The sequence below is a fragment of the Mesorhizobium sp. LMG17149 genome, from assembly GCF_024518695.1.
Classification (GTDB): domain Bacteria; phylum Pseudomonadota; class Alphaproteobacteria; order Rhizobiales; family Rhizobiaceae; genus Mesorhizobium.
Genome location: NZ_JANIFL010000013.1, coordinates 162,670 through 186,780 on the forward strand (window position 1 = coordinate 162,670; position 24,111 = coordinate 186,780).

Sequence of the window (24,111 nt, forward strand, 5' to 3'; positions counted from 1 at the left end):
AGCAGCCGCGAAGCGGCGTCGCGAAGACCCGAGGATCCATGCCGCGACCTTGGCCGTAAAGTGCAGCGGAGCAGAATTCTGCACCGTTGTGACGCTTCGGAGTCCCGGCATGGATCCTCGGGTCTGCGCCGCGTCGCTTCGCTCCTTGCTTCGCCCGTGGATGACGACGCGATAGGCGTTTGCGCCAACCACTAATGGTCGACAAAATGCCTGCCTACTGCTCTCAGTGCAGCACGAACTCCCCATCCACCTTGCGCCACTCATTCGGCGCGATCAGCTTCTGGTGGGTGTAGCTGATCGAATGCAGCGGCCCGTCCAGCTTGGCCTTCCAGAATTCGATGAACTTGATCAGCACCGGAAACTTCGGCGCCAGATCGTAGTCCTGCCAGATGAAGCTCTGCAGCAGATGCGGGTGATCGGGAAAGTGATAGAGAATCTTGGCCGTGGTCAAGCCATAGCCTTTGAGCATCAGGTCCATTTCGGCATGGTCGCGCATTACGGTCCCCAGGTTGATTCGCCTGTCCTCCCATGGCTGATTGTGCGCGCCGCTGATTAATCGTCTATTGATTTTTTCTTCATCTGAACCGGCTTTAGCATGCGAAAACATGCAGTTAGCAGCGCACTTGGCCGAGTGCTGACAGCCTCGGGGAAGCCCCCTGCGGCATCCCGCCGCGCGAATCCAACGTCTAATGTTGCCGTAACGGCGGAACTGGTAATAATGCCGCCGAATTCGCGGCCCTGTCGCCGCGATCCCGCCGGCATTTCAAGCCGGCGATTGGTTCGGGAGGAAAGTCAGGAATGTCCGAGGTTCATGTCCATCGCGTCCAGCCGGCGTGGAAGAAAAACGCGCTGATCGACAATGACACCTACCTGAAATGGTATGCCGACAGCGTCAAGAACCCGGACAAATTCTGGGGCAAGCACGGCAAGCGCATCGACTGGTTCAAGCCCTTCAGCAAGGTCAAGAACACCTCCTTCGACGGCAAGGTCTCGATCAAATGGTTCGAGGACGGACTGACCAACGTTTCCTACAACTGCATCGACCGGCACCTGAAGAAGCGCGGCAACCAGACCGCCATTATCTGGGAAGGCGACAATCCCTACGATGACAAGAAGGTCACCTATAACGAGCTCTACGAGCATGTCTGCCGGCTCGCCAATGTGATGAAGAAACACGGCGTCAAGAAAGGTGATCGCGTTACCATCTACATGCCGATGATCCCGGAAGCCGCCTATGCGATGCTGGCCTGCACGCGTATCGGCGCCGTCCATTCGATCGTCTTCGGCGGTTTCTCGCCGGATGCGCTGGCCGGCCGCATCGACGACTGCAAGTCGACCTTCGTCATCACGGCTGATGAAGGCCTGCGCGGCGGCAAGCCCATCCCTTTGAAGGAAAACACCGACAAGGCGATCGAGATCGCCGCGAAAGCCGGAACGAAAGTCGAAAAGGTGGTGGTCGTGCGCCGCACCGGCGGCAAGACCGGCTGGGTTTCAGGCCGCGACGTCTGGTACCACGACGAGGTCGCGACGGTGAAAGCCGAATGCAAGCCCGAGAAGATGAAGGCCGAGGACCCGCTGTTCATCCTCTACACATCGGGTTCGACCGGCAAGCCGAAGGGCGTGCTGCACACCACCGCCGGCTATCTCGTCTACGTCTCGATGACCCACCAATATGTCTTCGATTACCATGACGGCGACATCTACTGGTGCACCGCCGATGTCGGCTGGGTCACCGGCCACAGCTACATCGTCTACGGCCCGCTCGCCAACGGCGCCACCACGCTGATGTTCGAAGGCGTGCCGAATTATCCGTCGCAGTCGCGCTTCTGGGAAGTCATCGACAAGCACAAGGTCAACATCTTCTACACCGCGCCGACGGCGCTGCGCGCGCTGATGGGCGCCGGCGACGCGCATGTCGCCAAGACATCGCGCAAGTCGCTGCGCGTACTGGGTTCGGTCGGCGAACCGATCAATCCGGAAGCCTGGGAGTGGTATTTCAACATCGTCGGCAACGGCAAGGTGCCGATCGTCGACACCTGGTGGCAGACCGAGACCGGCGGCATCCTGATCACGCCGCTGCCCGGCGCCACCGACCTCAAGGCGGGATCGGCGACGCGGCCTTTCTTCGGCGTCAAGCCGCAGCTGGTCGACGGCGAGGGCAAGGTGCTGGAAGGTGCGGCCGACGGCAATCTGTGCATCACCGATTCCTGGCCGGGCCAGATGCGCACCGTCTATGGCGACCACGACCGCTTCGTGCAGACCTATTTTTCGACCTACAAGGGCAAGTATTTCACCGGTGACGGCTGCCGCCGTGACGCCGACGGCTATTACTGGATCACCGGCCGCGTCGACGACGTCATCAACGTCTCCGGCCATCGCATGGGCACGGCCGAGGTCGAATCCGCACTGGTCAGCCACGACAAGGTTTCGGAAGCCGCCGTCGTCGGCTATCCGCACGACATCAAGGGACAGGGCATCTACTGCTACGTCACGCTGATGGCCGGCGAGCAGCCGAGCGAGGAGCTGCGCAAGGAGCTGGTCGCCCATGTCCGCAAGGAGATCGGCGCCATCGCTTCGCCCGACAAGCTCCAGTTCGCGCCCGGCCTGCCGAAGACGCGTTCCGGCAAGATCATGCGCCGCATCCTGCGCAAGATTGCCGAGGACGATTTTTCAGCGCTCGGCGATACTTCGACGCTCGCCGATCCGGCCGTCGTCGATGATTTGGTCGCCAACCGGCAAAACAAGAAGAGCTGATGCAGGCAGCGCTTGGCACTGTCAGTGAGCTTTGGCGCTATCCGGCGAGTTCGCTTGCCGGCGAGCGCCGGGAGACAATCTCGGTCGACATCGAGAGCATTAAGGGCGACCGCATGTTCGGCCTTGTCGACGCGTCCGACAATGAGATCGCGCGACCGGACCGCGACCCGAAATGGCACAAGGTGCCGCGCATCCGAACCCGGCTGTCGCCGACCCTGGAACTCGAGATTGCCGTTCCCGAGGGCAACTGGCTGGCTGCGCCAAGTATCGAGAGCGACCGCGCGGTATCGGCCTATCTCGGCTTCGAGGCCTCGATCCGGCCGTTTCGTCGCGAGAATGCCGCGCCTGACTATTCCGGCCCGCTGACGGCGGAGCGTTATCGCAAGGCGCCGATCCATCTGTTGACCACGGCTTCGCTGGCGCGCCTGAAGGCATTGCATCCGGAAGGCACCCCCGATCCGCGCCGTTTTCGTCCCAACATCGTCGTCGACATGGCGGCACTCGAAGGGTCGTTTCCGGAGACGGAATGGATCGGCCGCAAGCTTGCCATCGGCGACCTGTTGCTGACCATCTCCGAACCCTGCCGCCGCTGCGGTTTCACCATCATCGCCCAGGATGGCTTCGACCATGATCCGGCGATCCTGCGCAATCTGGTTCGCCATAACGCCCACAATCTCGGCGTCTATTGCACGGTCGACCGGCCGGCGCGCGTCGAAACCGGCGACGCGATGCGCTTCCTGTAAGCTATCGATACAGATCCGCCCGCGTCGGCGGCAGGCCGCTTGGACCACGCGCGCGCTTGGTCACGACGGTCTGGAAAATCTGCGCCGAGGCGCGTTCGAAGGTGATCGAACAGCCCGTCAGGTAAAGCAACCATAGCCGTGCCTTGGCTTCGCCCACCTCGGCGATTGCCTCGTCGAACCTTTCGTGCAGCCGCTCCGCCCACAGTCTGCAGGTGCGGGCATAGTGCTCGCGCAGGTTCTCGACATCGTAGACGAGAAAACCATGCGCCTCGAGATTGCCTGTTGTCATTCCGATCGTGTCGAGTTCGCCGCCGGGGAAGATGTATTTGAGCAGCGCCTTGTACTCCGGCCCCTTGCGCAGGGTCTTCTTCATGTCGCCCTTGCTGCGCCGGGTGATGGCGTGGTGCAGATAGATGCCGCCCGGCTTCAGCAGGCGATGAATGGTCTTGAAATAGGTGGCGTGGTTGGCGAGCCCAAGATGTTCGAACATGCCGATCGACGAGATCTTGTCGAACGAGCCGGTGAGTTCGGCATAGGATTTGATCTCGATGGTGATGCGGTCCTCCAGCCCTTCGGCGCGGATGCGTTCGCGGGCAAGATCGGTCTGCGCCTGCGACAGCGAGACACCGTGGCCGACAACACCATAGTTCTTCGCGGCATGGATGAGCATCGCTCCCCAGCCACAGCCGATGTCGAGCAGTCGTTCGCCAGGCTTCAGCCGGAGCTTGCGACAGATATGGTCGAGCTTGTCGATCTGTGCTTGATCGATGCCATTGGCGAAATCCTTGAAGTAGCCGCAGCTGTAGACCATGCGCTCGTCGAGGAAGAGCCGGTAGAAAGCGTTCGAAATGTCATAGTGATGCTGGATCGCTTCCTGGCTCGAACCGCTGACATAGGGATTGCGCCCCGACAGATCGGTCCGCGCCGTCATCTGCTTGCGTGCCAACAGCACGGAAGGCAGGTCGCGCAGGATCGCCATTTTCGGCAGCGATTTGAGCTTGGTTCTGAGCTTGCCTTGCGACGGCAGGGCATAAAAGTCGAAAATCGTCCCGTCTTCGATGTTGATCGTCTTGGAAATCCACATCTCGATCAGCGTCGACAGGGACGGCCGCTTCACGATCTGCCAGACGATGTCCTGGTCATTGATGGTGAGCACCGGACCCGTGGCGGGGCCGATCCGCTCCCCGGTCCATAGCCTGACGGCAAACCCCGGTTTCAATGTTTCGATCACCGTTCGAACGATGCGAGCGGCCTTTTCGGCTGCCTCCATGCGACTCCTCCGAATGCTGGCCCCAGGCAGAAGTTTGCCCGGCCGGCCTGGCAATCGCAAGCGGCTCGCACCAAGCCCCCCGTTGGCTAATTTCAGACCTGCACCTTGTCTTTTGCTGCAATGCACCCCATCATCAGTATGTGCTCAACAAATCGAAAGGAGGTGATCCGATGTCGAGTGATTTCGTTTTCCAGAACGTGGCCTCAGCGGATTGCACTTTCGGGAAGCAGTCTTCCCGTTAAGGCGCGAAATGCGCGGCGGGTGACCCGATAGGTCGCCGCCAAGGCCGCGCCACGGACGGAAACACGGAAGGCCGCCGGCTTCGAAAGAAGCGGCGGCCTTTTCCGTTTGCGGACTACTGGGTCAATGCGACCTTTTCGGTGTTGCGAATGATCTCCTGAAAGGCGTCGTCCAATTCGGCTCCGGTGGACACGTCGAAGAAATGCCTCTTGGCGGCGGAGGTGTCCTTCGACGAACAGTCCTTCAGCACCGCCTTTGCCTGGTCCCGCTCGGTTGCCGACATGTCCTTGTCGTCCAGATCGAAGCCGATGGTGAAAATCTCGATGCCATCATTTTTCATGTTTTCGCACAGCGTTTCGGCGTTGCCGCGCGCAAGGTTGCCCTGGCTGTTGTACCTGTCCCCAGCCCCGGCGAAGGCGGTATTGAACTGGCCATCGGTCATCAGGATCGCGACCTTGGCGATCTTCTTCGGATCGGCATCCGAGGCGCCTTTGCCGAGACCGGCGTTCCTGATTGCAGTGCGCCATTGCGGCGACAGCATATAATAGGTCCACTGAATGGCGATCGCGCCGGCCGTGTAGCCATCGGCCTGGAAGTCCTCGATCGATTCAAGCAATGCATCGGAGTCGGCGGTCAGCGGGATCACCTCCGCACCAGGGCACCTGTTCATACCTCCGCCGAGATGATCGTCCCGGTTGACCAGGGCATAGTATTTCTTGCCGTTCCTGTCGGTGCGAACAGTGTCTGGGCCGTCGGCGCTCATATCCGCGTTGCCGTTCTTGTCCTTGCGCTCGGTGGCGCAATTGTCGGGGCGTGGCATCGCCGCGCCGACAATGGAGATGTAGTCGCTGAAGGACGGCAGCAGATTTTTGCCTGTCTTGGCGACGAGAAGCGGACTGCCGGCGACGGGTGGGAGCTCAGAGCTGCCTTGCTTCTCGGCATAGATGTTTTCCGCCAGCTTGCCGGCGTTGACGCCAGATGCATAAGGCACAATCGCGACGCGGATGCGGGGGTTCTGCGGATCCTGCTTCTGCAGCATCGTCAGAACAGCATTTTTTGCAGCAGCTTTCAGATCGCCGATCTTGTCGACCTTGCCGCGCTTGGCCATCGATCCCGTTATGTCCAGCATCATCGCCACTTCGACGGTCTTGTCCGAATAGAGCGCCGTTGTGGAAGCGGTGACGCGTTTCATGTCGCCCGTGCCGAAAATCGGAAAGTACAGCGCGACATCGATATGGGCGTCGGCCTGAACCGTCTTGGCAGTCCTGTCGACGATCAACCTGTCGAGCACGATCTGGTCGGCCTGCAGAATGCCTGCTTGGCTGTTGGCGTCGAGAAAGGCCTGCACCGATGTGTCGGCATCGGCTTCGTTGGTGGCGCCGGTCGTCAGGTCGCGTGCCGTTGACGTGACCGCGGCGTCGACCACGCTCTGGAGGCTCGATCTGGCATTGTAGAGCTGCGATACGTTGACCGAGAAGCCCGCTGCCAGCGCCAAGACCGAGGCGCTAAGGCCGAACAGGACCGCGAAATTTCCACCGCGATCCCTGGCGAAGCCGCCGACCGCGTGAACAAGACCCCCGTAATTCCGCATCCTACAGCCTCCACTCGCCTCGGCCTCGTCGCCGCGGAAAGGGCAATGCAGGATTCCCGCCGGATGACGCCTTGGCCTGGCGGAGAGCTCGCCTTCCAACAGCAAGTCGTTGTTTTTGTTAAGTTTTGGAACCCACAAAGGTGAACGGTTGGTAAACGGGAACGCGCCGTGGCGCTCGCGTTTACCGGCCGCTTACCATGATCTGGCCCAAGGCATCGCGACGCCATCGACGGCGTCCTGTTGCGGCACAAGCTCACTGTGCCGAAGCGGACCATGTGTCCCGAAAATTGTGCCTGGAAAGAACCTCGCTGCCACCTGTCGCATCGGCAGGCATCGCGACTACGCCAGCATCTGTGCGCTGACGGTCCTGTCGATGCCGTGGTAGGGCGGGTTGAACAGATTGCCTTCCTGTTCATAGGTCCACACCTTGAACAGGCTGAGCCGGTGGGGGCCGAAACTGTGCAGCAGCGGCACGTCGGTGGCGTCGCGGCCGCGGGCGATGACGATACGGCCGATTCTGGGCGTGTTGTGGCGAGGATCGAACGTGTACCATTTGCCGTCGAGGAACACTTCCAGCCACGCCGAGAAGTCCATCGGCGCCGGATCGGCTGGCACGCCGATATCGCCGAGATAGCCGTTCACATAGCGTGCCGGAATATTCATGCAGCGGCAAAGCGTGATCGCCAGATGGGCGAAGTCGCGGCAAACCCCGACGCGCTCCTCATGCGCCTGAGCCGCGGTGCGGGTCGAGCGCGCATAGCCATAGCCGAACGACAGCCGGTTGTGGACATAGTCGACGATCGCCTGCACGCGCGCCCAGCCGGACGGGATGTCACCGAAGAGCTGCCAGGCTAGGCTGCTCAGATGATCCGTCTCGCAATAGCGGCTGCCGAGGAGATAACCGAGAACTTCGTCGGGCAGATCCGCCACCGGCACTTCCCTGGCCAGGGTGTTTACCTCGTCCGTCTCGCCGCTGTCCTCTACGACCGCGTCGTACAGGATGCGAAAACCACCGGCGGGCGCTGTGAAGCGCCGGCAGGCATTGCCATGCAGATCGTGGTACAGTCTTGTCGGCACCGCGGGCGAGGTCAGCACCCGCGTCTGCCGCTTGATGTCGCCCTGCCTGTCCCGATGGATCTCGAGCACTGAAATCACCGGCGTGGCGGCTACGCATTCGATGGCGATTTCGTAGCCGAGCCGGATCAGCACCGTTGGTCCCCCTTCGATCGTTGTTGTGAGAAGCAGTCCTTCCCAAACGCCCGGAGGATATCGTGGTTCCCTGGGCCGATCGAAAAGCACGCCCCCGTGTCTTCCCCTGCCGCAGTCGAGACGTTAGGTTCGGTCACCCGACCAAGCGCCTCCCCGGACTCAAGGAAAATCATGTATTCAGGCAGAAAATTCGCGGCCTTCCTCTTCGACATGGACGGCACGCTCATCAATTCCATCGCCTCGGCGGAACGGGTGTGGAGCAATTGGGCTCTCCGCCAGGGGCTCGACGTCGCCGCCTTCCTGCCGACGATCCATGGCGTGCGCGCGATCGAGACCATCACCGGCCTGGCACTGCCGGGCGTCGACCCGGCATACGAGGCTGATCTGCTGCTGAAGGCCGAGGCGGCCGATCTCGATGGCATTATCCAGATCTCAGGCGCCGTGGCATTCCTCGATTCGCTGCCGCCCGAACGCTGGGCAATCGTCACCTCCGCCCCACGTGAGCTGGCGCTGTTGCGCATGAAGGCCGCCGGCATCCCCGTCCCGGCCATCATCGTCGCGGCGGAAGATGTCTCCCGCGGCAAGCCGGCGCCCGATTGCTTCCGGCTTGGCGCGGAACGGCTCGGCTTCGACGCGCGCGATTGCCTCGTCTTCGAGGATGCTCCAGCTGGCATCGCGGCAGCCGAAGCGGCGGGCGCCGCGGTCATGGTCATCAGCGCCACGCACAAGCACCCCTTGCCAACGCAACATGCCGCGATCGCAGGCTACGACATGGTCGGCATCACCGTCGACGAGCGTGGCTGGATCGCGCTCGAGCCGCAGCGCAACGCCGCCTAGGCGGCATCTAGAAATCGCTGGTGAGGCCCTTTACCTCCCAGTCGCCGTAGCGCCCTGGCTCCTTGCCGCCGCGGCCGCCGATCTCCTTCGGCAGCGCGGCCTCCTTTTCGCGGTACTCTTCCCGCCGCGCTGCGGCCTCGGCCAACGCACGGCGTGCGGCCGGCGTTAGCTCTCTCTGCGATGCCGCTTCGGCAGAAGCGGCGCCTGTTTTACTGATTTCGTCGGTCATGCGATAATCTCGGCAGATTGAGCCCAGTCAATTGAAACAGGAACTGGCGTTTCCCATCATATAGCCATGAACGCACGACGATCGACCCCTTTTCGGTGCCATTTCGACAGGAGCAGACGATGAACACCATCCGCACCGCCATGCTTCTTGCCGCGATGACGGCGCTGTTCATGGGCGTCGGCTTTTTGATCGGCGGCACCGGCGGCATGATGATCGCCTTCCTGTTCGCGGCCGGCACCAATCTGTTCAGCTACTGGAATGCCGACAAGATGGTGCTGTCGATGAACCGTGCCGTCGAGGTCGACGAAAGGAACGCGCCCGAATATTACGCCATCGTCCAGGCAATGGCCAAACAGGCCGGCCTGCCGATGCCGAAGACCTATCTGATCGACAACCCGCAGCCGAACGCCTTTGCCACCGGCCGCAACCCGCAGAACGCGGCGGTTGCTGCCTCCACCGGCCTGTTGCAGGCGCTGACGCCTGAAGAGGTCGCAGCCGTCATGGCGCACGAGCTCGCCCATGTGCAGCACCGCGACACGCTCACCATGACGATCGTCGCCACCTTTGCCGGTGCCATCTCGATGCTCGGCAATTTCGCCTTCTTTTTCAGTGGCAATCGCGACAACAATCCGTTCGGCTTTGTCGGCGTGCTGGCGGCGATGATCGTAGCGCCCTTTGCCGCGATGGTCGTGCAGATGGCGGTCAGCCGCACCCGCGAATACGAGGCCGACCGGCGTGGCGCTGAAATCTGTGGACACCCGCTCTGGCTGGCATCGGCGCTTGACAAGATCGCCCGCGGCGCCGAACGCATCCGCAACCCCGATGCCGAGCGCAATCCCGCGACCGCGCATCTCTTCATCATCAATCCCCTTCACGGCGAGCGCATGGACAGCCTGTTCTCCACCCACCCCGCCACTGAGAACCGCATCGCAGCCTTGCAGGCGATGGCGCAGCAGATGCAAGGCGAAGCCCAGGCCGCCCCGCGCCAGGCGTCGACGCCACGGCAGGCAGATCAACCGCGGCCATCCGGCCCGTGGGGCGAGGCAGCGCAGCCCGAGCAGCCGGCGGAGCCCGCCAAGCCCAAATCCAACCCATGGGGTCGCAATCCGACCGGGCCCAAGGGCCGGTGGTCGTGAGCGTGGCGGACAGAGGACCACGACGCACGGTTTCAGGTGATCAGGAACACAGGGACGGCGGCGACTTCGTTGCCGGTCTCGCCGCACGCAAGGCGGCGGCGCGCCTGCTTGCCGCCGTCATCGATGCCAGGACCCCGCTTGATGGGCTGACCGATCACGAAAACGGCCACCCGCAGTACAAGGCGCTCGACTTGCGCGATCGCGGCCTGGTCCGCGCCATCCTGGTCACCGCGCTGCGCTACCGCATGACCATATCGGGGCTGCTGGCGCGGCGCCTGGAAAAGCCGCTGCCGCCCAACGCCACCGCTTTGTCGCACATATTGCATGTGGCGGCGGCACAGATCCTGTTCCTCGATATTCCCGACAGCGCCGCCGTCGACATTGCGGTGACCCATGCCAAGTCCGATCCGCGCACGGTGCGCTTCTCCGGCCTCGTCAATGGCGTGCTGCGCACACTGGCACGTGCCAAGGAAACGGAATTGCCTGCCGCCCTTGCCGCCACCGACGAAGCGCCAAAGTGGTTTTCCGATCGGCTGAAGACCACGTACGGCAACGAGAAGGCCGGACAGATCCTCGACGCGCATCGCGTTGAGGCGCCGGTCGACTTCTCGGTCAAGGCCGATCCCGGTCTCTGGGCCGAAAAACTTGGCGGTATCGTCCTGCCGACAGGCACGGTGCGAGTCGAGAATCTTGTCGGTCCTGTCACTGAATTGCCTGGCTTTGCCGAGGGCGCCTGGTGGGTCCAGGACGCCGCGGCCAGCCTGCCCGCCCGGCTGTTCGGCGATGTCACGGGATTGCGGGTTGCCGATCTCTGCGCCGCGCCCGGCGGCAAGACCGCGCAACTGATCGTTGCCGGCGCGAAGGTCACCGCCGTCGACACCTCGAAAAACCGGCTCGTGCGGCTGACGCAGAATCTCGACCGTCTCGGCCTGTCCGCCGAAATCGTTCAGACCGACCTGCTCAAATACGAGCCGAAGGACTTGTTCGACGCCGTGCTCCTCGACGCGCCCTGCTCATCGACCGGCACGGTGCGGCGGCATCCAGACGTGCCATGGACCAAGACTTCGGCCGATGTCGAAAAACTGGCCGACCTGCAACGCAGGCTGCTCGCCCGCGCCGTCACGCTGGTGAAGCCCGGCGGCAGGATCGTCTTTTCCAACTGTTCGCTCGATCCGCTCGAAGGCGAGGATCTCTATCGCGCCTTTCTGGCCGGCACGCCTGAAGTCACCAACGATCCGTTGCGGCAAGGCGAGATCGCCGGCATCGATCCGTTCCTGACCCCGCAAGGCACGCTGCGCACCACGCCCGCCGACCTGGAGCTCGGCGCGCCGGAACGCTCGGGCCTCGATGGTTTCTTCGCCGCTCGCATGCGGCGAGCCGGCTAGCGATTGAATTGCCCGGATTTACTGACTTTTAGGGGTAGGATCGGGGGCAAAGCCAGGTGAACCGGCGTGGGGTCGTGGAATTCGCCTTCGCACGAATCGTGCAATCATGTAGACTCGGCGCCGGGGTAGAGGACGATCAGGAGGGGTTTTGGCACTTGCTGCCAGCAGCACGACGCGTCTGTGGACGCTTGTCGCGAAGGAGTTCTGGCGCAAAACGCGCCGGCGCCTGCGCGCCGGGCCTATCTATCGCTGGCGCTATTCCGGCCGCACGCCGGAACGTGTGCTGATCGCGCCGCCGGACCTGCGCCTCGCCGACCCGCAGATCGCACTCGAGATCTATTACGGCCGCTATCCCCTGTCGGGGCATCTCGTCGAGACCGGCGGCAAGTCGCCTTTCCAGATCAGCGTGCCCAATCACGGCTGGCAGAAGACGCTGCACGGCTTTCGCTGGCTGCGCCATATGCGCGCCGCCGGCACCGAGCTTGCCGCCGCCAATGCCCGCGCCCTGGTCTCCGATTGGATCACCATGCATGGCAGCCATATTTCCGGCATCGCCTGGGAGCCCGGCACGACGGCCAAGCGCATCATCGCCTGGTTGCAGCACTCCTCGGTCGTATTGCAGGGCGCCGAGTTCCCTTTCTACCGCGCCTTCCTGAAATCGGTAGCCATCCAGATCCGCTACCTCAGGTCGATGGCGCGCGAAATGCCCGACGGCAAGGACAGGCTGCGGGCCCGCATCGCGCTCGCCTTCGCTGCCTTGTCCCTGCCGGCGCCGGCATCGGCGCTGCGTGGCGCGACCCGCAATCTTGCCGAGGAACTCGACCGCCAGATCCTCGCCGATGGCGGGCATATTTCGCGCAATCCGATGGTCGTCCTGGAAATTCTCGCCGACCTTCTGCCGCTGCGCCAGACCTATGCCAACCAGGCGGAAACGCCGCCGCAGGCGCTGATCGGCGCCATCGACCGCATGCTGCCGGCGCTGCGCTTCTTTCGCCATCAGGATGGCAGCCTCGCCCGCTTCAACGGCATGGGCGCCACCATCCACGACCGCATCGCCACCATTCTGCGCCACGACGACACCGCTGGCGCGCCGCTGCTGCATGCGCCGCATTCCGGCTATGAGCGCCTGTCGATGGGCGGCACCACGGTCATCGCCGACACCGGCCCGCCGCCGCCGGTCGATGTGTCCAACGCCGCACACGCCAGCTGCCTTGCCTTCGAACTGTCGTCCGGCCGCCAGCACTACATCGTCAATGCCGGCATCGACACCTATGGCGCGGCTGAATTCCGGCCGCTGGCGCGTGCCACCGCCGCGCACTCGACCGCCACCATCAACGACACCTCGTCGGCGCGCTTCAGCCATTCACTGCGCGTCAACGACCTGCTCGGTTCGCCGCTGATCGGCGGCCCGCAGCATGTGCAGTGCAAGCGCACCGACCAGAAGGGCATTCAGGGCTTCATCGCCCGCCATGACGGCTATGTCCCGCGCTTCGGCTTCCTGCATGAGCGCGAGCTGAAACTGTCGTCGAACGGCAACGTGCTGGCCGGCCGCGACCGCTTCCAGCGGCCCGGCAATGCCGCGATCCGCAACAATGGCCGCGACTTCGTCACTGTCCGTTTCCACGTTCACCCCGACGTCAATCTTTTGCAGGACGAGCATGATCGCCTGGTGCTGGCCGCCGATCAGGCCGACACCTGGGTGTTCACAGCAGCCGAGGTGGTGCCGGAAGTCGAGGAATCAATCTATTTCGCCGGTCTTGGCGGCCCGCGCCGCAGCCGCCAGATCGTGCTTGCCTTCAAAGCCTCGGAAATCGCCGAAGTCCACTGGCAGCTGACGCGCACCAGCATCGCCGGTCATCCGGAAAACAACTGATCCTCCTGGCAGGGCTTCCAACGCAGGTTAACAGAAGGCCTGAGGACAACCAGTTCGGCGGCATCGGCAGCTTTCGTCGGCAGCGATAGGAATTTTTTCTTGACTCGGTGACCTCAGCTATGGTACAAATTCGCCCATGGTGCTGATTTGCGCCAGTGACCCGCCACACAGGCGGGTTTTTCGTTTTAATACGGATTCATTGCCTTGCCCCACCTGACCGCCGGTTTGATTTCCGGACGGCATGTGCTACGGGCGCGGGCATCCATCACACCAGTCGTGAAAGGCTGCCAGCCCATGGCCGTCGCCGCCAAGAACATTCCCGCACCAGACCTTGTTCCCGTGCGTCGCGCCCTGCTCTCCGTTTTCGACAAGACCGGCCTCATCGATTTCGCCAAAGCGCTGGCAGCCGCAGGCGTAGAGCTGGTCTCGACCGGCGGCACGGCAAAGGCGATCGCTGACGCGGGCCTTCCGGTGCGCGACGTCTCCGAGCTCACCGGTTTCCCCGAGATCATGGACGGCCGCGTCAAGACCTTGCATCCTGGGGTGCATGGCGCGCTGCTTGGCGTGCGCGACGATCCGGAGCATTCCGCGGCAATGCGCAAATACGGCATCGAGCCGATCGATCTCGTCGTCTCCAATCTCTATCCGTTCGAGGAGGTCCGCCGCTCCGGCGCCGACTACGCGTCGATCGTCGAAAACATCGACATTGGCGGGCCGGCGATGATCCGCGCCTCGGCCAAGAACCACGCCTATGTCGCCATCGTCACCGACCCCGGCGATTACGCCTCGGTGCTGAATGCGCTGGAGATGAACATCGGCTCGCTTTCGCTGGATTTCCGCAAGAAGCTGGCGGCCAAGGCCTTTGCCCGCACCGCCAGCTATGACGCGGCGATCTCCGGCTGGTTCGCCGAGGCGCTCGAGATCGAACATCCGACATGGCGCGCCTTTGGCGGCAGGTTGGTCGAGGTGATGCGCTATGGCGAGAACCCGCATCAGAGCGCCGGCTTCTACGTCAACGGCGACAAGCGCCCGGGCGTCGCCACGGCGCGCCAGCTGCAGGGCAAGCAGCTATCCTACAACAACATCAACGACACCGACGCCGCCTTCGAACTGGTCGGCGAGTTCGACCCCGACCTTTCCGCCGCCGTCGCCATCATCAAGCACGCCAATCCGTGCGGCGTTGCCGAAGGCGACTCGCTGAAAGCCGCCTACGCCAAGGCGCTGGCCTGCGACCCGGTCTCGGCCTTCGGCGGCATCATCGCCGTCAACCGCACCCTCGACGCCGAGGCGGCGGAAGAGATCGTAAAAACCTTCACCGAGGTGATCATCGCGCCCGGCGCCACCGATGAGGCAGCGGCCATCGTGGCGGCGAAGAAGAACTTGCGCCTGCTGGTCACCGGTGGGCTGCCGGACCCGCGCACGCCGGGCACGACGGTCAAATCCGTAGCCGGCGGCCTGCTCGTCCAGGGCCGGGACAACGCCGTCGTCGACGACCTCGAATTGAAAGTGGTGACCACGCGGGCGCCGACGCCAGCCGAAATGGCCGACCTGAAATTCGCCTTCCGCATCGCCAAGCACGTCAAATCCAACGCCATCGTCTATGTCAGGGACGGCGCCACCGTCGGCATCGGCGCCGGCCAGATGAGCCGGGTCGATTCCTCACGCATCGCCGCCCGCAAGGCACTCGACGCCGCCGAGGCCGCCGGCCTCGCCGAACCGCTGACCAAGGGCTCGGTCGTCGCCTCCGACGCCTTCTTCCCCTTCGCCGATGGCTTGCTGTCGGCGATCGCCGCCGGCGCCACCGCCGTCATCCAGCCGGGCGGTTCGATGAACGACAAGGACGTCATCGCCGCTGCCGACGAGCACGGCATCGCCATGGTGTTTACGGGGATCAGGCATTTCCGGCATTGACGCACTTCTTCCTTCTCCCCTTGCGGGAGAAGGTGGATCGGCGCGTAGCGCCGAGACGGTTGAGGGGTGTCCAGCGAAGTGAGACGTTGGTGTTCCCTGGAACACCCCTCATCCGACCTCGCTTCGCGAGGCCACCTTCTCCCAAGGGAGAGAAGGAAAGAGGCGCTCCTATCCCACCGGCCGGTCCGCCGGATAGGGCGTCTTGACCAGGATCGCCATGCCGATGCCCAGGAACAGCACGATCACCGCCATACCGAGCCGCGCCGAGCCGCTGGCCAGGGTGACCGACGCGACCATGAACGGCGCCAGGAAACTGGTCGCCCGCCCGGCCAGCGCATAAATGCCGAAATAGCGGCCGGATTCTGCCGCCGTGACGCTGCGCGCCATATAGGATCGCGACGATGCCTGCACCGGCCCGAAAGCCACGCCGATCAACAGGCCGAAGAAGATGTAGGCTTTTTCCGCTGCCGTGCCGAACAGGCCGCCGCTGTCCGGTCCAGGCATCATCCAGAGGCCGAACAACGTATAGCCGGGCCCGGTCGAGACGATGCCGATCGTGGCGATGCTGAGCAGGACCAGCGAGATCATGACGATGGTTTTTGAGCCAAGCGCCGTATCGAGACGGGCTGCGACCAGGCAGCCGAAGATGGCGACGACGTTGAGAATGATGCCGAAAATACCGATCTCGGTGATCGACCAGTGGAACATCGCAGCGGCGAAGGTGCCACCCAACGCCAGCAGCGCGTTGACGCCGTCCTGATAGATCATGCGGGCGACCAGGAAGCGGAAGATGCCGCTGCGCTTGCGCACCTCACCCAGTGTCACTTTCAGCTCCGCCAACCCCTCTCGGACAGCCGGACCGATCGGCAGGCCCTTGATGGCGTCGGGGGTGAAAAAGAACATCGGCAGGATGAACAGGAAGTACCAGCCGGCTGACAAAGGCCCGGTTGCGCGCGCGTCCTCGCCGAGCTTCGGGTCGAGCCCGAAGAGCGGGTCGATGCCGATGATCGTCTTGCCGGTCTCAGGCGAACCGGCCAGGCAGGCGACGACGAAGACCAGCACGATCATGCCGCCGAGATAACCAAGCCCCCAGGCCATGTTGGAAACCCGGCCGATCTCACTCTTCGGCACCAGGCGCGGCATCATCGAATCGTTGAACACGGTCGAAAACTCCGCCGCCACCGACGCCAGCGAAAAGAACAGCACGACCAGGAAAAGGTTCGAACCGGGGGCCGCGAACCAAAGCATGCAAAGGCAGGTGACCTTGACCGCGGCAAAGAATGCGATCCAAGGCTTGCGCGGTCCGGTCTGGTCGGCGATCGAGCCGAGGATCGGCGACAGCACTGCAATGACAAGGCCGGCCGCGGCAATGCCGTAGCCCCAGGCCGCCTGCCCGGTTTCCGGATCGCTCGCCATCCGCGACACGAAGTAAGGCCCGAAGATGAAGGTGGTGACGACGGTGAAGAACGGCTGCGCCGCCCAGTCGAACAACATCCATCCCCAGATGCCGCGCCCGGACGCACGCTGCACTGTCTCTACCGTCATGATGATCCCCCGGCACCGGTTCCGTGTCGGGCGCCATGTCTGCATGTTTCATGCGCTCATGCAATGAACCAAGCTTGGTGCCGTCCCTTGCCCCTGCCGGGGCGTTCGTTGTTCGAAAACCCAGCAATTGGCTTTCGTCCGCGACGCGCGACCAAGCCCTATTTTTTCTCGTGGGGAAGTCGGACCGAAGGTCCGGCGCCGTCCTCCACCCCCTGCTTCGCAGCGATTGCCGCCGGCGCGAATTTCTTGATTATTTAAGTTGACTCTTTTTATCCAGTTTGACTAATTGCGCTCGCGCAGGGCCGGAAAGTCGCCGGTCGAACGGCTCGATATTGGTCTGACAGGGAATAAGAGATGACGATTGGTCGACAGGCATTGTCGCGCACTCAGGCAAGGCGATTGATTGCGAGCAGTGCCTTGATAGCGGCATCTTTTGGAGTGGTGGGGGCCGGCCGGGCCCAAGTGGTTTCGCCGGACGATGCAACTCAACTGGAAACCATCGTCGTCACCAGCAAGTCGGACCGCCTTGTCGGGCCCGATCAAACGATCGTCGCCGAGGATACGGCGACCGGCACCAAGACCGACACGCCCATCGTCGACGTTCCCGCCTCGGTTTCAGTTGTTACCCAGAAGGAACTGGAGGCACGCCATGTCGAAAGCCTCCAGCAGGCCGTGGCCTATACATCCAGCGTCCTCACCGACGAGTTCGGCAACGATGACCGATACGACTATATTCGTATCCGCGGTTTCGACCAGACATCGCTCGGCACTTATCGCGATGGTCTCACGGCGCGCATCCCCGCTTGGTTCACGGCCAGCCGTCTCGAGCCTTACGGACTTCAGCGCGTGGAGGTCCTGAAGGGATCGACATCGACGCTTTTTGGTCTCAACGGCCCTGGCGGACTGGTCAATGCCATCACCAAGCGGCCGCTGGACCAGAAGCAGGGGGAGATTTACACGTCCTATGGCGACGGTACCAAGGAGATTGGCGTTGATTTTGGCGGGCCGATCGACCCCGATGGCGTGTGGACCTATCGGCTCACCGGGCTGGCCAAGGATGGCGATCAAGGATGGGATTATTCCAACGACGATCGGCTTTACATCGCGCCCGCGTTGACCATCAAGCCCGAGGAAGGAACGTCGCTCACCATCCTGACTGACTATTACAAGCGAGATGGCACAGGCGCACGCGGCACCCCGGCTGGCGGCAATATCGACATCGGCACATTCCTGGGCGAGCCGGATTTCAACCGCTTCAACACGGAGCAGGTCGATCTCGGCTACCAGTTCGAGCACGAGTTCAACGAGAACCTCACCTTCCGCTCCAATGCCCGCTACACGCATTTGAGCCTCGACTACGCCGAGGTCTACGGCGCGTCGCTTGACCCCACGGCGGACCGCACAGCATTTTCCGTCGATGGCCTGTCCAACCGCTATGCCTTCGACAATCAGTTGCAATACGATACGGGCTGGGGCGGGATCGACAGCAAGACGCTTGTCGGCGTCGACTACGCCAACGACAATACCCGTGAAAACATTCTCTTCGGCACCGCCGGTCCCATCGACATCGACAATCCGACCTATTGCGGTCTGTCCTGCATCAATCTCGGCCCCTACGTGAACTGGCGGGTCAAGCAACAGGCGGTCGGTGTCTATGCCCAGGAGCAATTGACGTTTGACGACCGCTGGATCGTCACCTTGGGCGGGCGCTGGGACCGCGTGCATACGACGGCGGACTATCCCGACTCGGGAACGCAGGACGACGACACGGCGTCCGCCTTCACCAAGCGCGCCGGCCTGACCTACAAATTCACTCCGAACCTCGCGGTCTACGCCAACTATTCGGAAAGCTTCCAGCCGCTCGTGGCGCCAAGCGCCAATGGATATGCGGTCTCGGGTTCGCTGAAGCCTCAAGAGGGCAGGCAGTATGAGGCAGGTATCAAGTACAAGCCCGACGGCTTCGACGGCCTGTTCACGGCCGCGGTCTTCGACCTTACCCAAACCAATGTTCCGACCTATGTCACGCCTGTTGTCCAGCAGCAGATCGGCAAGGTTGGCGTCCGCGGCATCGAACTCGAGGGCAAGGCCGCCATTGCGGAAAACCTGAACCTGACACTTGCCTATTCCTACTGGGATGCCGAGATCCTGGAAGACGGTATTGGAGGAAATGCCGGCAATCGGCCGCAGCGTGTCCCTCGCCACCTGGCTTCGGCCTGGGTTGATTATACGCTACCCGAGGAGGGACGGCGTGGCGACCTGACCATCGGCGGAGGCGTGCGCTATATCGGACAAACCTACGGGGATGACGCGAACACGACTTCGATTGGCGGCTACGCACTGGTGGATGCGGCGATCAGCTACAAGATGACCAAGGACGTGACGTTGGCCCTGAACGCAACGAACCTGTTCGACCGGAAGTATTTGACAACCAGCTATTACGGAACCGAATTTTGCGGCGACCGGCTGAAGATCGTCGGCACGCTCAAACATTCCTGGTGAGCTTTTTGAACGCCGGTTTCGAAGCGGATGGCATTCGAAAAGAGCCACACGCATCCGGTAATGCGTGTGGTGATCGTCGGCGGTTCACATCCCCGTCAGATCGCTCATCAGCCCCGACGCCACCGACAGCCGCGACACGGTGATGTCGCCGCCCTCGGTCAGCGCCTGCAGCCGCTCGCGGATGCGCGCCACCCGCTCGCCACCGGCGTCCAGCCAGGCAACCACCGGATCGGCCGTCTTGGCGTGGCCGGTGAGTGCCGCCACCGCGATGCCGCGCCGTGCCGCGCCGATCGTGTCGGTGGCGCGCGACAGTGCCAGCTGATCATAGTAGTCCGAAGGCGTGATCGAGCGTGCGGCGTCCTCGACACGCGGGATGCGGAAGGCATCGCTGACGGCGAAGAACGCCTTGGCCGCGGCGACGATATCGGCGCCGGCGGTGCGCGCCGTCAGCGCGATGTCGGGGATAAGTTCCGCCACCTCGCTCAGCGCCAGTTGCCCGGCCAGCCCTTCCGGCGCGCCGCTCTTGAACAGCCCGTGCCGCTTCTCCTCGATGCGCTCGCGCGAGAAAGCCGGCAGCAGCGCAACGAGCTTCGGTTCCAGCGCCTTGCGTGCTTCCTGCAGCTCGGCGATGCGCTGGCCGAGGGGTGCCGTGCCGGCATCGTTCTTGAGATACCAGCCGCTGGTCACGTAGATCAGCCGGCTGACCATCTGATAGAGATCGAGCTGCACCTGGCCGTCGATCTGGTTGTCGAGCGCGTCGATCTCGCGATAGAGTGCCGGCAAGGCAAAACCGTCGCGCACCATCGCGAAGGTCCGCACCACGTCGGCGGCGGTGCGCCCCGTGGCCTCCTGCAGCCGGTTGACGAAGGATGGGCCGCCGCGATTGACCAGATCGTTGGCGACGACCCGCGTGATGATCTCGCGGCGCAGCCGGTGGCCATGGATCTCAGTGGCGTATTTCTTCGCCATCCGGTCGGGAAAATAGCCCATCAGATCGCGATCGAAATGCGCGTCATCAGGCACGTCGCTGGCGACGATGTCGGAAAACAGCACGATCTTGGCATAGGCGAGCAGCACGCCAAGTTCGGCCCTGGTCAGCGGTTCGCCACGCGCCTCGCGCTCGGCAAGCCATGCTGGGGACGGCAGCGTCTCCACAGTGCGGTCGAGCAGGCCGCGCGCCTCCAGCGCCGTCATGAAACGGCTCTGATGCGCGATGTCGGCGAGGCCGCGCTTGCGGGCGATCGAAAGCGCCAGCGTCTGCTGGTAGTTGTTGGACAGCACCAGCGAGCCGACCTCGTCGGTCATCTCGGCGAGCAGCTTGTTGCGTGCCGGGCGCGTCAACGACCCCTTGCGCATGGCGGATGCCAACGCGATCTTGATGTTGACCTCGACGTCGGAACAGTTGACGCCGCCCGAATTGTCGATGGCGTCGGAATTGCAGCGGCCGCCATTTAGGCCGAACTCGATGCGCGCCCGCTGCGTGACGCCGAGATTGGCGCCCTCGCCGATCACTTTCGCCCGGACATCGAGCGCGGTGATGCGAATGGCATCGTTGGCGCGGTCGCCGACCTCGGCATTGGTCTCTGTCGATGATCGCAAATAGGTGCCGATGCCGCCGAACCACAGGAGATCGACCGGTGCCTTGAGGATGGCGGTCATGATCTCGACCGGCGTGGCGGTGGTCTTTGCCAGGCCGATCGCCGCCGCGGCCGCTGCCGGCAAGGTGATCGATTTCTGGTTGCGCGAGACGATGATGCCGCCTTCCGACAGTTTCGTCTTGTCGTAGTCCTGCCAGCTCGAACGCGGCAGCGCGAACATGCGCTCGCGCTCGGCCATCGAGGCTGCCATGTCGGGATCGGGGTCGATAAAGATGTCGCGATGGTCGAAGGCGGCGATCAGCCGGGTTTTCGGCGACAAAAGCATGCCGTTGCCGAACACGTCGCCCGACATGTCGCCAACCCCGACGACCGTGAAGGACGAGGTCTGGATATCGCGGTTGATCTCGCGGAAATGCCGCTTGACCGCTTCCCAGGCGCCTTTGGCGGTGATGCCCATCTTCTTGTGGTCGTAGCCGGCCGAGCCGCCGCTGGCGAAGGCGTCGTCGAGCCAGAAGCCGTGCTTCTCCGAGATCGCGTTGGCGGTGTCGGAGAAGGTCGCCGTGCCCTTGTCGGCGGCAACGACGAAATACGGATCGTCCGGGTCGCGTCTGATGACGCCGGCCGGCGGGATGACACCGTCGAGACCGATATTGTCGGTGATCGACAGCAGGCTGGAGACGAAATTCTTGTAGGCTGAGGTGCCGGCCTCGAAGATCGCGTCGCGACCGGCGCTCATCGGCAGCTTCTTCGGATAGAAACCGCCCTTGGCCCCCACCGGCACGATGACGGCATTCTTGACCTGCTGTGCCTTGACCAGGCCGAGCACCTCGGTGCGGTAGTCCTGGGCGCGGTCGGACCAGCGCAGGCCGCCGCGCGCCACCGGACCGAAGCGCAGATGCAGGCCTTCGACCTCGGAACCGTAGACGAAGATCTCTCGCCACGGCCGCGGCGCCGGCAAACCCTCGACCGCGTGCGAATCGAGTTTGATCGCCAGCGACTGGCCTTTCTCTTTCGTATCGGCAACGAAATGATTGGTGCGCAGCGAGGCTTCGATCAGATTGAGATAGCGCCGGATGATGGTGTCGTCATCGATGTTCGGCACATCCTCCAGCGCGTCCTTGATCTTGGCCTTGAGGTGCTTTGCGGCCACCACGCCTTCGGTCTCGGCTGTCGGGCCAAGCCGGGCGATGAACAGCGCATGCAGGCCCCGCGCTATGTCGGGATAGCGATTGAGCGCGGCGGCGATGAAATCCTGGCTTTGCGGGATGCCCACCTGCTGCAGATAGCGGCCATAGGCGCGCAGGATGGTGATCTCGCCCGACCACAAGCCGGCGGTCTGGGCAAGGCCGTTATAGCCGTCATTGTCGACATCGCCTCGCCAGACAGAGAGGAAAGCGTCCTCGAACAGCGCGCCGCCATCGGTCAGGTCGATCGGCTTGCCGTAGCTGTTCTCAAGCTCCATGTCGTGAATGAAGACCAAACTTGACTGGTCGTCGCCGACCTCGAAGGTGCGCTCGCTGATGACGCGGAAGCCGATGTTTTCCAGCACCGGCACCCGCCGCGACAGCGCCACCGGGCTGCCATGGTGATAGATTTTCAGCGCCGCCTGATGCGGTTTCTGCTCGGCATGACGATAATAATCGATGGCGATCGGATTGCCGGCGCTGATCTTGGCAATGCGCCTAGCATCGGCCAGCGCCACCGCCGCGCTGAACGAATCGCGGTAGCTTTCCGGCAGCCGCGCGGCAATCGCCTTCAAAGCCTGGTCGCCGCCACTGGCCTCGGCCGCATCGGAAAGGGCGTCCTCCCAGGTGCGCACGATGTCGCGGATCGCCGCCTCTATCGTCGCTTGCTCGACCTTCGGCGTCTTGCCGCCGGAGCGGCCGATGATGAAGTGCACGCGCGCCAGCCCGCCCTCGGGAAAGGCCGGGTAGTAGGCCGACAGCCGGCCTTCGAATACGGTCTTCAGATACGAGCCGATCTTCTCGCGCACGACGCTGTCGTAACGGTCGCGCGGCACGAAGACGAGGATCGAGACGAAACGGTCGAACTGGTCGGCGCGCACCAGCGCCCGCACGCGTGGCCGCTCGACCAGGCCCAGAATGGCAGCGGCGTGCTTCCTCAGGATCGGCACCGGCACCTGGAACAATTCGTCGCGCGGATAGCTTTCCAGCACGTTGATCAGCGCCTTGCCGGAGTGATCGTGCCGGTCGAAGCCGGACTTGGCGATGATGGTTTCGGCCTTGGACCTGAGATACGGGATCTTCATCACCGAGCGCGTGTAGGCGGTCGAGGTGAACAGACCGACGATGCGCAATTCGCCCGCGAGCGTGCCCTTGGCGGTGTAGGTCTTGACGCCGATATAGTCGAGATAGATGCGGCGGTGCACGGAAGACTTGGCATTGGCCTTGGTGACGATCAGCGGCTCCGGCCCATGCAGGAAGGCGCGGATCTCCGGCGTCGTCGTCACCGCTTCGGTGCCGCGCCTGAGCACCAGCACGTCGGGGTCGGACAGGATGCCGAGGCCGGGCTTTTCAGCGCGCTCCAGCGTACCGCTTTCTTCGCCGCCGGTGTATTTGAACTCGCGCATGCCAAGGAAGGTGAAATTGTCGTCGCGCAGCCACTCCAGGAAGGCGAGGGCCTCGGCAACGCTCTTCTTGTCGAGCGGCACGGCCGTATAGCGGAATTCCGAGATCGCCTGATCGAGGCGGGCCAGCATCGGCCTCCAGTCGTGAACGGCGGCATGAACCTGGCCAAGGATCTTGCGCAGCCGCTCGCTCAATCCGCTCGCCTGCTCGGATGTCAGCCGCGGGATGTGGACATGGATGACGCTAAGCCGGTCGTGGCTGCCATCGTCCTTGGCGAAATTGCCGTCGCCGAGGATTTCTTCCACGCCGCCCTTGCCGTGGCGCACCACGATAACCGGATGGGTGACCAGGGTCGGTTCGCCCGATGTCTCGGTGATCTCGCCGAGGATGGAATCGAACAGGAACGGCATGTTGTCGTTGACGACCGTGACAACCGTCATCGGGCGGCCGTCTCGCACAACGCCCGAATCGGCATCGACGGCGACGACGCACTCGCCTTTCCTGTGAGTGGCGACTGCCTGGCCGGCGAGATCGGCAGCCCGCTCCAGGTCGGCCACATCGTAGGGAGCAATGTCTTCAGCTGGCGCGCGGGCGAGCAGATAGTCTGCAAGCCTGGCCGGCCTTTCCTCCGCTTTAATCGCTGCCGTGGCTTTTTTCTTCGGCTTGCTCGCGGATTTCACGCTGGCCATGACGCTATTTCCTC

The 24,111-nt window shown here is 63.2% G+C and carries 15 protein-coding genes; 8 read left to right on the forward strand and 7 right to left on the reverse strand.

Annotation, left to right across the window (positions count from 1 at the left end):
* Positions 1–223: 223 nt before the first annotated feature.
* Positions 224–496 (reverse strand): usg protein, encoded by a 273-nt coding sequence (locus tag NP945_RS27170; RefSeq protein ID WP_013529022.1) that lies wholly within the window; start codon positions 494–496, stop codon positions 224–226.
* Between the two features lie 302 nt (positions 497–798).
* Here NP945_RS27170 and acs point away from each other — a divergent pair, with 302 nt between their 5' ends.
* Positions 799–2,754, forward strand: a complete 1,956-nt coding sequence (gene acs / locus NP945_RS27175) for an acetate--CoA ligase (protein ID WP_127268243.1) — start codon at positions 799–801, stop codon at positions 2,752–2,754.
* Positions 2,754–3,497 (forward strand): MOSC domain-containing protein, encoded by a 744-nt coding sequence (locus NP945_RS27180; protein ID WP_127272273.1) that lies wholly within the window; start codon positions 2,754–2,756, stop codon positions 3,495–3,497. Before acs ends, NP945_RS27180 begins: the two co-directional genes overlap by 1 nt.
* A gap of 1 nt (position 3,498) precedes the next feature.
* Here NP945_RS27180 and NP945_RS27185 read toward each other — a convergent pair whose 3' ends face one another.
* The 3 genes from NP945_RS27185 to NP945_RS27195 form a co-directional block, all read right to left on the reverse strand.
* The gene (locus NP945_RS27185; RefSeq protein WP_128287919.1) at positions 3,499–4,767 is read right to left on the reverse strand and encodes a cyclopropane-fatty-acyl-phospholipid synthase family protein; all 1,269 of its coding nucleotides are present in this window, start codon (positions 4,765–4,767) and stop codon (positions 3,499–3,501) included.
* Between the two features lie 355 nt (positions 4,768–5,122).
* Positions 5,123–6,598 (reverse strand): TadE/TadG family type IV pilus assembly protein, encoded by a 1,476-nt coding sequence (locus NP945_RS27190; RefSeq protein ID WP_256748048.1) that lies wholly within the window; start codon positions 6,596–6,598, stop codon positions 5,123–5,125.
* A gap of 339 nt (positions 6,599–6,937) precedes the next feature.
* Positions 6,938–7,807: a transglutaminase family protein gene (locus NP945_RS27195; protein ID WP_127269220.1), complete on the reverse strand. Its 870-nt coding sequence runs from the start codon at positions 7,805–7,807 to the stop codon at positions 6,938–6,940.
* 171 nt (positions 7,808–7,978) lie between these two features.
* Between NP945_RS27195 and NP945_RS27200 the strand changes: the two genes are divergently transcribed.
* Positions 7,979–8,644, forward strand: a complete 666-nt coding sequence (locus NP945_RS27200; protein WP_127301864.1) for an HAD-IA family hydrolase — start codon at positions 7,979–7,981, stop codon at positions 8,642–8,644.
* Between the two features lie 7 nt (positions 8,645–8,651).
* On the opposite strand, the gene NP945_RS27205 is transcribed toward NP945_RS27200, so the two are convergent.
* A complete protein-coding gene (locus tag NP945_RS27205) occupies positions 8,652–8,873 on the reverse strand; it encodes a DUF1674 domain-containing protein (protein WP_256748049.1) in 222 nt (73 codons plus the stop codon).
* A 119-nt stretch (positions 8,874–8,992) separates the two neighbouring features.
* On the opposite strand from NP945_RS27205, the gene htpX reads away from it, so the two are divergent.
* The 4 genes from htpX to purH all read left to right on the forward strand — a co-directional run bounded on the left by htpX (position 8,993) and on the right by purH (position 15,178).
* Positions 8,993–10,009: a zinc metalloprotease HtpX gene (gene htpX / locus NP945_RS27210; protein WP_256748050.1), complete on the forward strand. Its 1,017-nt coding sequence runs from the start codon at positions 8,993–8,995 to the stop codon at positions 10,007–10,009.
* Complete coding sequence (locus NP945_RS27215; protein WP_256748051.1) at positions 9,967–11,394, forward strand: RsmB/NOP family class I SAM-dependent RNA methyltransferase; 1,428 nt, start codon at positions 9,967–9,969, stop codon at positions 11,392–11,394. The genes htpX and NP945_RS27215 overlap by 43 nt, the downstream gene beginning before the upstream one ends.
* 148 nt (positions 11,395–11,542) lie before the next feature.
* A complete protein-coding gene (locus NP945_RS27220; protein WP_127328630.1) occupies positions 11,543–13,267 on the forward strand; it encodes a heparinase II/III family protein in 1,725 nt (574 codons plus the stop codon).
* A gap of 294 nt (positions 13,268–13,561) precedes the next feature.
* Entirely contained in the window at positions 13,562–15,178 is a 1,617-nt protein-coding gene (gene purH, locus NP945_RS27225; protein ID WP_256748052.1) for a bifunctional phosphoribosylaminoimidazolecarboxamide formyltransferase/IMP cyclohydrolase, read from the forward strand.
* A gap of 168 nt (positions 15,179–15,346) precedes the next feature.
* On the opposite strand, the gene NP945_RS27230 is transcribed toward purH, so the two are convergent.
* Entirely contained in the window at positions 15,347–16,723 is a 1,377-nt protein-coding gene (locus NP945_RS27230; RefSeq protein ID WP_256748053.1) for an MFS transporter, read from the reverse strand.
* A 354-nt stretch (positions 16,724–17,077) separates the two neighbouring features.
* Between NP945_RS27230 and NP945_RS27235 the strand changes: the two genes are divergently transcribed.
* Entirely contained in the window at positions 17,078–19,222 is a 2,145-nt protein-coding gene (locus tag NP945_RS27235; RefSeq protein WP_256748054.1) for a TonB-dependent siderophore receptor, read from the forward strand.
* A gap of 84 nt (positions 19,223–19,306) precedes the next feature.
* On the opposite strand, the gene NP945_RS27240 is transcribed toward NP945_RS27235, so the two are convergent.
* The gene (locus tag NP945_RS27240; protein WP_256748055.1) at positions 19,307–24,097 is read right to left on the reverse strand and encodes an NAD-glutamate dehydrogenase; all 4,791 of its coding nucleotides are present in this window, start codon (positions 24,095–24,097) and stop codon (positions 19,307–19,309) included.
* Positions 24,098–24,111: the final 14 nt, after the last annotated feature.